At 37.6% G+C, this 12,454-nt stretch carries 11 protein-coding genes, 1 pseudogene and 1 other annotated feature; of the genes and pseudogenes, 4 read left to right on the forward strand and 8 right to left on the reverse strand.

All coding sequences use genetic code 11. The features are described from left to right. Positions 1–61 precede the first annotated feature (61 nt). Positions 62–1,285, forward strand: a complete 1,224-nt coding sequence (locus tag QFZ31_RS09050; RefSeq protein WP_307302592.1) for an NAD(P)/FAD-dependent oxidoreductase — start codon at positions 62–64, stop codon at positions 1,283–1,285. A gap of 229 nt (positions 1,286–1,514) precedes the next feature. Beyond that, on the forward strand, positions 1,515–2,906 hold the full coding sequence (locus tag QFZ31_RS09055) for a YheC/YheD family protein (protein WP_307302594.1): 1,392 nt from the start codon (positions 1,515–1,517) through the stop codon (positions 2,904–2,906). A 44-nt stretch (positions 2,907–2,950) separates the two neighbouring features. On the opposite strand, the gene QFZ31_RS09060 is transcribed toward QFZ31_RS09055, so the two are convergent. From QFZ31_RS09060 to proS, 8 genes and pseudogenes are all read right to left on the reverse strand, one after another. Next, positions 2,951–3,931 (reverse strand): ABC transporter permease, encoded by a 981-nt coding sequence (locus tag QFZ31_RS09060; RefSeq protein WP_307302595.1) that lies wholly within the window; start codon positions 3,929–3,931, stop codon positions 2,951–2,953. Continuing rightward, positions 3,924–4,835, reverse strand: a complete 912-nt coding sequence (locus QFZ31_RS09065; RefSeq protein WP_307302596.1) for an ABC transporter ATP-binding protein — start codon at positions 4,833–4,835, stop codon at positions 3,924–3,926. Before QFZ31_RS09065 ends, QFZ31_RS09060 begins: the two co-directional genes overlap by 8 nt. Positions 4,836–4,848: 13 nt before the next feature. Then, complete coding sequence (locus QFZ31_RS09070) at positions 4,849–5,625, reverse strand: SGNH/GDSL hydrolase family protein (RefSeq protein ID WP_307302598.1); 777 nt, start codon at positions 5,623–5,625, stop codon at positions 4,849–4,851. Between the two features lie 90 nt (positions 5,626–5,715). Then, complete coding sequence (hmpA, locus tag QFZ31_RS09075; RefSeq protein ID WP_307302599.1) at positions 5,716–6,957, reverse strand: NO-inducible flavohemoprotein; 1,242 nt, start codon at positions 6,955–6,957, stop codon at positions 5,716–5,718. A gap of 560 nt (positions 6,958–7,517) precedes the next feature. Further along, positions 7,518–8,078 (reverse strand): GNAT family N-acetyltransferase, encoded by a 561-nt coding sequence (locus tag QFZ31_RS09080; protein ID WP_307302601.1) that lies wholly within the window; start codon positions 8,076–8,078, stop codon positions 7,518–7,520. Between the two features lie 55 nt (positions 8,079–8,133). Then, positions 8,134–8,274: pseudogene (locus tag QFZ31_RS09085) on the reverse strand (VWA domain-containing protein); the annotation flags it as partial. 125 nt (positions 8,275–8,399) lie between these two features. Beyond that, positions 8,400–8,960, reverse strand: coding sequence for a GNAT family N-acetyltransferase (locus QFZ31_RS09090; protein ID WP_307302602.1), 561 nt, complete (start codon positions 8,958–8,960; stop codon positions 8,400–8,402). 477 nt (positions 8,961–9,437) lie between these two features. Further along, positions 9,438–10,868, reverse strand: a complete 1,431-nt coding sequence (gene proS, locus QFZ31_RS09095) for a proline--tRNA ligase (protein WP_373459838.1) — start codon at positions 10,866–10,868, stop codon at positions 9,438–9,440. 47 nt (positions 10,869–10,915) lie between these two features. Further along, positions 10,916–11,134: a binding site (T-box leader), on the reverse strand. A 138-nt stretch (positions 11,135–11,272) separates the two neighbouring features. On the opposite strand from proS, the gene QFZ31_RS09100 reads away from it, so the two are divergent. Together QFZ31_RS09100 and QFZ31_RS09105 are read left to right on the forward strand one after the other, a co-directional pair. Then, on the forward strand, positions 11,273–11,422 hold the full coding sequence (locus QFZ31_RS09100; RefSeq protein ID WP_307302604.1) for a hypothetical protein: 150 nt from the start codon (positions 11,273–11,275) through the stop codon (positions 11,420–11,422). A gap of 133 nt (positions 11,423–11,555) precedes the next feature. Further along, positions 11,556–12,434, forward strand: coding sequence for a cupredoxin domain-containing protein (locus QFZ31_RS09105; RefSeq protein WP_307302606.1), 879 nt, complete (start codon positions 11,556–11,558; stop codon positions 12,432–12,434). Positions 12,435–12,454: the final 20 nt, after the last annotated feature.

Raw genomic sequence — 12,454 nt, forward strand, 5'->3', positions numbered from 1 at the left:
GTGAAGTAATGTACAATAGAAATTGTAGATAATTTTGCCTATTGTTGGGAGAGAGATTAATATGAATAAGCCAAAAATTGTTATTTTAGGAGCCGGATACGGTGGTATCATCACAAGTAAGAAGCTTGAGAAGCTTCTAAAATCTGGAGAAGCAGACGTTACTTTAATTAATAAACATGAATACCACTATATTACGACACAACTGCATAAAACTGGAGCGGGTACTGCAGCCGATCGTCAAATTGCGATGGAGATTCCAGAGTTAATTAATGAACAAAAAACAAATTTTATTAAAGGTAGTGTAACGAGTGTTGATGTTAAAAAGCAAGCGGTATACCTTGAGGGAGGCGTATCTGTAGAATATGACTACCTCTTAATTGCTTTAGGTTTTGATATCGAAACCTTTGGCATCCCTGGTATTAAGGAACATGCCTTTGCTATCCGAAGCTTTAGAAGCACCAAAGCTATTTATAATCAGATTACAAGACAATTAACCCAATATAAAGAGGACAAGGAACTATCCCGTCTTACCTTTGTTGTGGCTGGCGGTGGATTTACAGGAGTTGAAATGCTAGGTGAACTAGCAGAAGGACTTCCAAAGCTTTGTAAAAAATATGATGTCCCATATGAAGAAGTAAAAATTGTTGCTGTCGAGGCTGCTCCATCTGTCATTCCGTTTTTCCCTAAGGAATCTATTCAATATACAACGGAAGTATTAGAAAAGTTTAATATCAACATGTATATGTCTACAAAAATTTTAGAGTGTACACCTGATAAGGTTGTACTTGAAAATAATATCGAGATTCCAACACGAACATTAATTTGGTCATGTGGTGTTAAGGGCAATCCAATTGTTCAAAACTGTGGGTTACCGGTTGAAAAAGGTAAACTCCCTGTTGACTCATATCTCCGCGTTAAGGATACGAAAAACATCTTTAGTATTGGTGACTGCTCTTTATTCATGAAGGATGAAAAGAATGCATTGCCTCCAACAGCTCAGGTGGCACTTCAGGAAGCTGATGTATGTGCAAAAAATATTGTTGCTGCCCTGCGAGGAGAAACCTTAAAGGCGTTTGAATATCATCACAAAGGTTCTGTGGCGTCTATTGGAAACTTTGCAGCTGTAGGGAAGGTTGGTAATTTTAGACTTTCTGGGTTATTTGGTGCCTTTATGAAACAAGTAATTGAAGCTCGCTATTTACTTAACCTTGGAGGTCCTTCCCTCATCATTAAACAACACTTTGGACTTAGTAAAGAACCTGTTAAAGTGACTGCAAATCAGTAATTCAGTTAAACCAATGGAGAAAGGATCCGCTCCCTTTCTTCCCATTGATTAGAATATCCCTAATAGATACGTTGCCTATATCCCCCAATGTCAGGCAGCAAAAACCACCGGACCTGAAGGTGGTTTTTTTGTACAAGATTAATTTTTCTTAATAGGACTTCTGCCCTCCATTTTAAGAATCACCTGAATAGTATAATAAGAAAGCTAAATTTAAGGGGAATGATCCAAGGTGAGAGTCTTAAATGAAAAATTCAGCACGTACTCCCACTTAATATCAGATGAAAGGATTGCTCCACACTTACCAGAAACAGCATTACTAAATGAGAGCAGCTTTTATGAATATGTAAATAAATACTATCAAGTGTACTTGCGTCCCTGTCATGACTATAAAATCTCCATTTTAGTTACTTCTTTAGATGACGAACACTTTCAAATCGAATCGGGCAGCTTATGTGAAATCATTCAAGGAAAAACCAAAGTGTATCAGTTTATTGAAAATAACCTGCTTGATGGTAAAAGGTTTATTATTCAACAGGCATTTCCCGGTTTAACGCTCGAAGAAAATCAATTTGATATTAGAGTGTACGCAGTAAAAACTTCTTCTAAATGGACCATTACTGAAAAAATAGCACGCATTACCCCTGATGGATACTCTATTACGGATGAAGTGAAGGGCATTTTTCCCCTTTCCACCGTTCGTCCAGCATCTTCAATAAACAGCATTTATCATGGAGCATTTACTCAATTAGGTGAACTTGCCCTATTAATTGCCGAAAAACTAGAGGAGAAATATCCTACATGCAAGTTTGTAATGATGGATTTCTTCATTGACTTGTTAGGAAAACCTTGGCTGAATCAAATTAGATATAGATTTTCTGACGGGAAATGGGATTGGTATCAAGTTTTAAGAGGTGAGAAGGACCTCTTCCCTTATCTGCCTGAAACCTATCCTTACCATGAAAGGGTCCTGCAAAATTACCTTGAAGAATATAAAAGCTGTATTATTAAGCCGAATTTAAGCCAATGGGGGATCGGGATAGCCGTCATTACTCTGCTTGAAGATCAATCCTTTCAGATCCATTCAGAGCGAAGTAAGGTCCCGGTTAATGATTTCCACGAGGTGTTAGAAAAAATTCATGAGCGGTATACTTCAAAAAAGGCTTATCACATTCAGGAAAAAATTCCTCTTGCAACAATTAACGACTGCCCATTTGATGTTAGAGTCATGGTCCAACGTAAGAATGTTAACTCTGAATGGGTTGTTACAGGTAAAATTACCAGAACGGCCGCAAACGGATTTATTGTTACCAATGTAGCAAAGTCATTATCGACCGTGGAGGATGCTTTAGAAGCCTCCAAGATCAATCTCAAAAATATCGATTCACTGCTATGGGAAATCGACCAACTCGGGTTACTTATTGCGAGACAACTGGAGAAAGTTTACCCTGACGCATGTTTATGGGGTATGGACATTGGAGTCGACCAAAGCGGGAAACCATGGTTCATAGAAGCAAACCTCGTTCCTGACGTATCAATTTTCCGTTACTTGTCTGATAAAACGATGTTAAATAGAATTAAAGAATACCTGAGAGAAGCAAGAAAAAAATCAGATGACCAATAAAAAAAAGAGTTATTCATATTCCAGGAATAACTCTTTTACTTTTATTAATAAACATCCTTTTTTGTAAATACATAAAAGGAAACAAATAATCCAGCAGCCCACCAAATGAGAAGAACCATCATTGAAAAAGACAATGTCATCCCTTCGATTGGCGGGGGATTTCCATTCATGTAGTTTGTTAACTTTAAATTCACCATGAAGAAGTATTTAGCTGATTCCCAGGAAGAAACCATGTTACTTAGGATAGCACCAGCAATGAGTGCAGCTAACATTACACCCATACCGGCCGCCGTACTGCGAATTAGTACGGATAACATGAAGGAAAGTGTTCCCACTACAATGGCCACCAGCCAAACAAGTCCAAAATCCATTAACAAAAACTGCCATTGATCGATTAACTTCACGCTAGCAGTATTTAGACCCGCGTCCGTTACACTAAACCCTGTCAATACCGGGGCTCCCCAGCCTTTATAGCCAAACACTAATCCAGAAATACTATATGACAGCAGTCCGGCAATGGCAACAATTAAAGAGATAGCAAGTATAAGCGTCATGTACTTACTTAGAAGGACCTTCCATCTCTTAACTGGTCTCGTCAACAGCAGTTTAATAGAGCCTTGACTGTGCTCAGAAGACACGATATCGCTGGCAATTACCATAACCATTAAAGGAATGAATAATTCAATCGAATTTTCTAAAAAAATCCTCATAAACGTAGGAGCACCTGGCTCTGATGGGTTTATATCGTGATCAAGGTAATATTGATTTTGCTGTAAGGCAATTTGGAGCTGTTGTTTCCATTCATCAGAAATCCGAGGGCTGCTGATACGATTTTGCTGATCAATAATCGTTTGTTGTATGATGGTCCGCCAATCGTCGGTTCCTAACTTTTCTCTTTGCCGTTCATTCTCTTTAAATTGTGCATAAGTGAATAACGCCACCAATATACCTATGATAATCGCTATAACCACTAATCTCTTTTTGGCAATTAGTTTCATCATTTCATTTTGAATGAGTTTATTCAATGGAGTCACCCCCGGTTAGTTCGAGGAACAAATCTTCTAACACTGGCATTTTTCGATACATCTCTGTCACGGAAACTCCTGCTTCCACCAGCATTTTATTCCACTCAGCAGTCTTTATTTCATCATATTCGGTTGAGATCGTACCATCCTCTCTTTCTTCAATCGCTGTGAGTGAACGTAACACCTCTTTCCCCTTTTCAACAGGATGAAAACGCCAAATGATTCGTTCGCGATTGGATAACAAGTTATCGACTGTATCGGTCGTAATGACAGTTCCTCTAGAAATGATCGCCACTCGATCACATAATAACTGAATTTCACTTAAAAGATGGCTGGAAACCAGAACGCTTAGTCCTTCCTCTTCGGCAAGAAACCGGATAAATTCACGCATTTCTCTGATTCCAGCAGGATCTAGTCCATTCGTAGGTTCATCAAGGATTAATACCTTAGGTCTTCCCAAAAGGGCCTGTGCAATCCCGAGTCTCTGCCTCATTCCTAAGGAATAGGTTTTAACTTTATCATGAATTCGGTCTCTTAAACCTACCAGTTCAGTGACCTCACTGATTCTCTCTTCACCAATGCCATCAAGCATATGTGCAAAATGGAGCAGATTATCATAACCAGACAAATACGGATATAATTCAGGGTTTTCAACGATACAACCAAGATGCTTCATTGCTTCCTCAAAGTGATCGACAATATTAAAGCCTCCAATTTGAATACTTCCGGATGTTGGTTTAATTAATCCCACCAGCATTCTGATAGTTGTCGTTTTACCAGCGCCATTGGGACCTAGGAAACCAAATACCTCGCCTTCCTTTAACTCAAAACTTATTCCTTTAATGATTTCTTTTTTGCCAATTACTTTTTTTAAATTATGTACAGATAACGTAATATTCTCCATATGGCTGGTCTCCTTACCAGGTTAGCAATGAAGCCACTCGTTCAGCAATTAAACGGTACCCTTTTGTATTCGGATGGAACTTGTCAGTATAAAGGTAATCATTTACCCTCAACTCAAAAAGATCAAATGTTGGTACAAAAACGATTTTTGGAAAAGCTGCACTTAATTCTGCACTTTGATAGTTCCAGTGACGAACGACTGCAGACATCTCTTTCCCCTGCTCTAACTCACTAAAGGGATTATATAAACCGATAAAGAAGACATTAGCTTCACTATTGCTTGCACGAATCTGTTGAAAAATAAAATTCATATTCTTCAGGAATTTTTTCTCAATATCCTCAATATCAGCATTTTCAAATTCAAGTAAGCCTTGTCCGCCTCTGAACAAATCATTGCCGCCCATTGTTACTAAAATCATATCTGCGCTTTGCAGCTGCCGCTTCACTTCGGTCTGCTGAATCTGCTCTTTAAGTTGGCCGGATTCTTGACCACTTATGCCAAGATTCGTCAGCCTAACATCCTGCTTTGATTTTTCCTTTATTTCATCCAGAAGGTAACCTACGTAACCTTTTCCTGTCTCGTCACCTGTACCTCTTGTTAGGGAATCACCTATTGCCACAATATGTAATCCATCTTTTTTCTCTGTTTTCCTTTCTACATTGGTTTTCTCTTGGATCTTATCAGGCTTGCCTGCATAATATTCAGTTACAGCCCATCCAAGTCCAACCAGCCAGAGGAGGCAAAAAATTACTGATATCAAGGTTACAGATTTTATGACATTTTTATTCATATAGCTTCATCCTTTCTGGCTATTTCTACCTTTTATTTAATCACAATTACTGAATGAATCAAACTTTCAAGACAGAAAAAAACCGATTTCCTAAACGGAAACCGGTTCTTCCTTCACACTTTCTTCTAAACTGCCTTTTGGTCCAAAGAATTCATAATGAATTCTCTCTTCCGCAACTCCTAAGTTCTTTAAAGAATTATTGATTGATTTCATAAATGGCACAGGACCACAGAAATAGAAGTCTGCATCTAAAGTTGGAATGTTATTGACAAGCCAGTCTTGAGTCACATATCCTTCAACATCAAAGCTATTGTTCTGACGGTCTTCTTCTGTTGGTGAATCATAAAAGAAAAATGAGTTTACATTGTCCAGAGCAGATAGTGAGTCAACTTCCCCTCTCAATGCATGAACATTACCATTAGCTGCTGCGTGAATAAATGTTACGTTTCTTTCCGGCTGAACTTCAACCACTGTTTTTAACATACTCAACATTGGAGTTAATCCAACACCACCGCTTAATAACACAACAGGTGTATTTTTTTCAGTATCAAGAACAAAATCTCCTGCTGGAGCACTTACCTTTAGGATTTCTCCCTCGGTAACAGTGTCATGAAGATAATTTGAAACCATTCCGTCGGGATATGCTGTACCTGCTTCACGTTTTACGCTAATACGGTAATAATCTTTACCGGGTGTATCGGATAGACTATATTGACGAATATGTGTAAATTCCTCACCCTGGATTTCAAGTTTAATACTAATATACTGACCTGGAAGGAAATGAGCAATTTCTTTATTATCCTCAGGCTTTAGGTAGAACGATGTAATTACATCGCTTTCTTTCACTTTCCTGTCGACAATAAAGCTTCGGAAACCATCCCAACCCCCTTGTTGTGAGGAAGCTTCTTCATACATTTCTGCCTCAACACTGATAAAGGCATCAGCAATGACGTTATATGCCTTTCCCCATGCGTCAATGATTTCATCAGTTGCCGCGTCACCTAGAACATCCTTAATAGCTAATAACAGGTGCTTTCCTACAATCGGATAATGTTCGGCTTTAATTCCAAGACTTCTGTGCTTATGAGCAATTTGTTTCACCACAGGTAGGATCGCTTCAAGATTATCAATATATTGTGCTGCAGCATAAACCGTACCAGCAAGTGCTTTTTGTTGTCTTCCTTGTTTTTGGTTTGCATGGTTAAAGATATTTAATAGTTCTGGATGGTTACCAAACATCATTTGATAAAAACGTGTGGTAATGGCTTCACCGTGTTTTTCCAGAACGGGAACCGTTGATTTAATGATTTCAATTGTATTGCTCTCTAACAAGACTATCACTCCTTATGTAGTTATCACTGTTTATATAGTGATTATATGAGAAAACACACTTAGAGTAAGTGATGCAAATCACACACTATTAAATCTGGTTAATAAGAACTAGAACTTCATTATCACAGCCACAAAAAAACTCCCTCTCTTTTAGTTAATATGACTTGTCCTTAATCGAGTATCTAGCAAAAGTAAAATAACCGGAAATTTTCCGGTTAAATGCAAAATGGAGCTCATTTCGGGGTAAATAAGCGGAAGTTTTCCGCTTAATCAAAGCAGAATCGCCCATTTTCGAATTTTCCAAGCCAATAGGCGGAATATCTCCGTCTATTTAAGCTGTTTTTATTACTAGTTACTAAATAAGCGGAATTCCTCCGCTTATTTATCAATCAAATGCTTAACCTAAATTCTCAACCGGTAAGCCCGGACCCTATTGAACCTAGATGTGGGAATAAGCAGCTTCATATCGACCAGCTTATAAAGATCAATATTGTAATATGAATACATCCGAATACGGAACCATTTACATTAGCTTACTGGTACTCTGACTGATTCTTTGATTAAATAGTTTTGGAATAAACACACTCATCTACTATTTCTTTTCCATCAGCCGAAATAGCATAGTTTTTTAAAATGCCATCTAATGTGAATCCTAATCTTTCTGGGATCGCCTTACTCCTTACGTTATTAAAGTCACATCGGATTTCAACTCGCTTAGCGTTTAGTTCCTTAAAAGCAAAATTGGTTATTGCCTCTGCTGCTTCGGTCATATACCCTTTGCCTTGATGGCGTGTATCAATCCAATAACCGATTTCAAACCTTGGAATGTCCCATTTAATTCTATGTAAGCCGGAAGATCCAATAAATTCACCTGTATCTTTCTTGTAGAGATGTAATCGTAAGTCTTCTCGGGTTAGAAACTTGGCATGTGCATCACGCATGTTTGCTTCCATATCTTCCACCGTTTGAGTTTTATGAGCCCAAGGCATCCATTGTTTCAATTCATTCAATGAAGCTTGAACTGCGTCATAGACTGCTATGCCATCTCCTGGCAAAGGTTTACGGATTAACAATCTTTCTGTCTCGAACTCTTCTGGAAACTCTAGTAAAATCGGATTCATTTTTTTCTCCCCCTTTAAAAAAATATTTCAACAAACTAATTGTATAGCAAATTAATTAAAGTATCCCCTTGGATTTAACTTCGGTTAGCCATATAGGAAATTCATTTAGGAGATTGTTATACAATTCTTCATCTAAAACTTTTTCAATATCTTTAATATGAAAAAAATTAGCGTTGTCTATGAATCGTCCTTCCATAATTATACTATATTGCATAAATATACGTATAAATTGGTTATGTAGTTTCCTATAATACTTTAATAAAAACAAAAAAAGAGTTTTCCAGAACTTAAACTCCCGGAAAACTCTCTAATTTAATAGTATTATTTCGTTTTTGCAAAAACGCAGGTATCTCTCGGTTCCTTACTTTCGACAGATATACCTTCATTTTTTAAGATTCCCTCAAGGGTAAAACCTAATTTTTCTGGAACGGCTCGACTTTTGGTATTTCGTGAATCACAACGAATCTCAACACGTTTAGCATTAAGTTCGATAAAGGCAAATTTCGTAATGGCTTCCGTCGATTCCGTTATATATCCTCTCCCAGAAAAACGAGTATCAATCCAATAGCCGATCTCAAACTTTGGTATATCCCAATTAATTCTATGAAGCCCTGATGAACCAATAAATTCACCGGTTACCTTATTGAATAGATGTAATCTTAGATCTTCACGGGTCATAAACTTTGCAATACTTTCTCTTATATTCGCTTCAACATCTTGCGCTGTTTGATTCATATGAGCAAATGGCATCCACGGTTTTAGTTCATTCAATGACGCTTGTATTGCTTCATATACATATTTTCCGTCACCAGGCAAAGGCTTGCGGAATAGTAATCTTTCAGTAGTAAACTCCTCTGGAAATTCTAGTAATAATGGTTTCACGTTATCTCCCCCTTTATTGGTTATCATGAGGACCGTTTTCAGTTTTCTATTTCGACTTTGGGTCTCATGAACCCTTCATGACCACCACTTTTCCATTTTCCCTTGGATTTTTGGCCTCATGAACCCTTCATGATGACAACTTTTCCATTTTCCCTTGGATTTTTGGCCTCATGAACCCTCATGACGACCACTTTTCCATTTTCCCTTGGATTTTTGGCCTCATGAACCCTTCATGACATCAACTTTTTTATTTTCCCTTTCACTTTGTACCTCATGAACCCTTCATTACGACCACTTTTCCAGTTCCCCTTGGATTTTGGGCCTCATGAACCCTTCATGACGACCACTTTTTCGATTTCCCTTTCGTTTTGGGCCTCATGAACCATTCATGAAGCCCATCTTTCAATTTCCCTTTCATTTTGGGCTTCATGAAGATTAATAAAGACTCTTCCAATAGGAAGAGTCTCCACGAACTAATTAATATGCTTTTGCCCAATAAACCATTTTGTCTGCTTCTTTGCCACAGCATACACAAGTAGATGAAACCTGTTCTTGTTCAAAAGGAATACATCTTGAAGTTGCCGTTGTTTCTTCTTTGATTTTCTCCTCACACGCAAGTTCACCGCACCACATAGCTTTAATGAAGCCTGGCTTCGCTTCAAGCTTTTCCTTTAATTCAGGAAGAGTTACAGCTACAGATGTTCTTTCTTCACGGTGCGTCAAAGCTTTATTATATAAATTCGATTGAATATCATCGAGTAATTCCACAAGCTTAGTTTCTAATTGATCTAAAGGAACAAATACTTTTTCTAATGTATCCCTTCTTACCAACACCACTTGCTTGTTTTCAATGTCTTTTGGTCCAACTTCTAAGCGAACTGGAATTCCCTTCATTTCGTATTCGTTGAATTTCCAGCCTGGCTTTTTATCGCTAGCATCAATATCAACACGCGCAACGCCGGATAATGACTTCTTCAAATCATAAGCGAAATCAAGTACGCCTTCCTTATGCTGTGCAATTGGAACTATCATAACTTGAGTTGGCGCAGCTTTTGGTGGAATCACTAGACCACGGTCGTCACCATGAACCATGATTAAAGCTCCAATGATTCTTGTTGTAAAGCCCCATGATGTTTGGTGTACATACTGAAGCTTTCCTTCTTTATCGGTATATTGGATATTGAATGCTTCCGCGAAACCTGTACCAAAGTGGTGAGATGTACCGGATTGAAGTGCCTTACCATCATGCATTAAGCTTTCAATTGTAAAAGTAGCTTTTGCACCAGCAAATTTTTCTTTTTCCGTCTTCTGACCTTTTACTACTGGAATCGCAAGAATCTCTTCACAAATCGCTGCATATACATTCAGCATTTTGATGGTTTCTTCCATTGCTTCTTCATCAGTCGCATGTGCAGTGTGACCTTCCTGCCATAAAAACTCTAATGTACGTAAGAATGGACGAGTCGTTTTTTCCCAGCGGACTACGTTTGCCCATTGATTATAAAGCTTTGGTAAATCCCTGTATGAATGAATGATATTGCTGTAATGCTCACAGAAAAGTACTTCAGATGTCGGGCGCACAACTAAACGTTCAGCAAGCTCTTCAGAACCGCCATGTGTAACCCATGCCACTTCAGGTGCAAAGCCTTCAACATGATCCTTTTCTTTTTGGAGTAAGCTTTCAGGGATAAATAATGGCATATAGACATTTTCATGTCCTGTTTCTTTGATACGGCGATCTAATTCATTTTTAATATTATCCCAAAGTGCATACCCATAAGGGCGGATGATCATCGATCCGCGTACACTTGAATAATCAATTAAGTCTGCTTTTGTTACTACATCTGTATACCACTGGGCGAAATCCTCGTCCATACTGGTAACGTCTTTTACAAATTCCTTAGCCATTTTTGACACCTCATTATTTTTTTAAATATAAAAAGGCCTTGGCCCCAAAAAGGGACCAAGACCTGGCGATACCACCCTAAATTCATAAAGCAAATGCTTTATACTCTCGACATGATAACGGATTTTATCCGCATGTATCTTCAAAAAAGAATCCGATACAGAACTCCGAGGCAGGTTCAAATGTCTGTCTTAAGAAACCTTCCACCAATGGTTTCCTCTCTTTGTAAGACACCTTACATTTTACTAATCCTCATCACAGTTTCAAATAGTATTTTTGAAAAAATTATATATTTCAAATACGCAAATGTCAAATATTATTATGGAAACATATTCTGATTACATTCCTACTTGCTTTATTTCATGCTTGGATTTCGGTTACAATTAGGAAGAATGAGGTGATATCCTTGAAAAAGGAAGAAACAAATGAGATTGATCAGGAAGAAGAAGAAAAACGATACTTACTAGACCTTATGAAAATGCAAAATGAAGCTTTAAAAAGAATCTATAAAAACACCATAGATAATGAAAAAAATATTAATCCTAAAGAACGTTAAGCACGTCTTTTATTATTTCCGCAAGAGTTTTCATTAAACGTTCATAAACTACACCGAAATGACAATCTTTATTTTAATTATTGCATTTATAATGTACATATATTGTTTATTAATAGTTAGAGGAGATAGTTAGATGTATCTATTATCGATTTTCACAATAGTTTTGATGGCTTTATTGACTGGATATTCAATTTTCCTGTTACATTGGAAGAAACATAAACTAGCCAAACTTTCAGGTACGATGGTCGTCACCGTCCTGACAATGATGGGTGGCCTTTTATCCGGTTACATCAGTGGAATACTTTCGGGAGAATTATTTTTTCCAGTTGGCTTAGCCGTCTTAATCGGTTTTGTCCTAGGTTTTATAGCAGGTCAGCCTGTTGGGATTTTAGCGATATTATGTGGATCGGTTTCCGGTATCATAAGTGGAATTATTGGTGCCCTTCTTGGTGCAATTCTCCAGTTCGATAACCCAACAATCATGCTTGGGATATTGCTAGGCTTGTATATTATTATTCTTAGTCTAGTTATTTTATTTATCATCGTTGATACAAATGGTAAGCTTTCACTTGATACGCAAGGGATTTCACCGTTTAATATTTTTTCAGCAGGACTTGTTCTCATTGCATTGTTTTTATTTTTATACAGTAGTGATTTTGTAAAGATTCCTGGTGAGGCCGAAGCATCTCAATTACAGGAGACAAATACTCCTCCAACAAAATCAGAACTAGATATAACAGATAAAACTAATCCTAAAATTGACATGATGGTAACGCCGACTGGCTATTCGCCTAATGTAATTAAAGTAAAAAAAGGGGTACCAGTGGAATTAAACATTACAAATCCAGGTGACAATAGCTGTTTTTCAACCTTTATGATGCCAGATTTCAACTTAAATAATGTAAATCTAAAGGCCGGTACAACCAATTTAACTTTTACCACTGACAAAGAAGGGGAATATACCTTTACTTGTGGGATGAAAATGTTTAAAGGAACTGTCATTGTTGAGTAAAAAGAAAGCACGCTGAAATT

Origin of the sequence: Neobacillus niacini (assembly GCF_030817595.1) — a bacterium.
Classification (GTDB): Bacteria; Bacillota; Bacilli; order Bacillales; family Cytobacillaceae; genus Neobacillus; species Neobacillus niacini_G.

Coding starts and splice junctions, on each gene's coding strand:
- QFZ31_RS09050 (WP_307302592.1), top strand. CDS start 62: ATGAATAAGCCAAAAATTGTTATTTTAGGAGCCGGATACGGTGGTATC.
- QFZ31_RS09065 (WP_307302596.1), bottom strand. CDS start 4,835: ATGGAGAATATTACGTTATCTGTACATAATTTAAAAAAAGTAATTGGC.
- QFZ31_RS09070 (WP_307302598.1), bottom strand. CDS start 5,625: ATGAATAAAAATGTCATAAAATCTGTAACCTTGATATCAGTAATTTTT.
- QFZ31_RS09080 (WP_307302601.1), bottom strand. CDS start 8,078: ATGAATCCGATTTTACTAGAGTTTCCAGAAGAGTTCGAGACAGAAAGA.
- proS (WP_373459838.1), bottom strand. CDS start 10,868: ATGGCTAAGGAATTTGTAAAAGACGTTACCAGTATGGACGAGGATTTC.
- QFZ31_RS09105 (WP_307302606.1), top strand. CDS start 11,556: ATGTATCTATTATCGATTTTCACAATAGTTTTGATGGCTTTATTGACT.